The 643-nt window shown below is 41.4% G+C and carries 1 protein-coding gene; it reads left to right on the plus strand.

Annotation, left to right across the window (positions count from 1 at the left end; genetic code table 11):
- Positions 1–257: transposase (locus ACFPVY_RS15685; protein WP_379793089.1), on the plus strand; the 257-nt coding region annotated here is incomplete at its 5' end.
- Positions 258–643: the final 386 nt, after the last annotated feature.

The raw sequence follows: 643 nt of genomic DNA on the forward strand, positions 1-643 counted from the left end.
ACAACAGCGGCGATTCCGAAAAGTGCTTGGGCATAACCCCAAGGAGCCGTTCCCAATTGCGAAGCTATCTGGTGGAAGCCGCCTGGATCGCGGTCAGAAAAGATACCGAAATGCAGCAATATTATAGAAAACACCAAGGCAAGAACGTAAAAAGCATCATTATCAAAGTAGCCCATAAAATGGCCAGAAGAATATTGTCGGTCATTAAGACCGAAACACCCTATCAGATCAATCGGAATTTAGTTCCAGAAACATAAAATAACCTTCTCGAAAGCTCAATTACACAAGAGAGACAGACTGCAAAACAGCCGTGGTGGTTCACCAGACTGAAGCCACAACGCCAAGCAGGCAGCTGTTTTATTTATTCTTAAAATCATACCGATGCTGGTGGCTGTTCAGTCAGACCACATATAGGAGCGTGAGCCTTGAGAATTTTAAAGAAATATTATGAGATAAAAGGCGAAGAACTTTCGTGGCATCATTGATAAAATCAGCCTAACTTTTAGTCAAATGCCTCCGGCAGACAAAAGTTAGCAGCCGATTTTACCAACAAGCCCTGTTACGGAAGATTGAAATCGAGAAAAAATTACATATAAACCTAATTCAAAGTTGTTGATAACTTACGGATGCTTTACATAGGAAC

The organism is Flavobacterium qiangtangense, from assembly GCF_042658345.1.
In the GTDB taxonomy this organism is placed as follows: Bacteria; Bacteroidota; Bacteroidia; order Flavobacteriales; family Flavobacteriaceae; genus Flavobacterium; species Flavobacterium qiangtangense.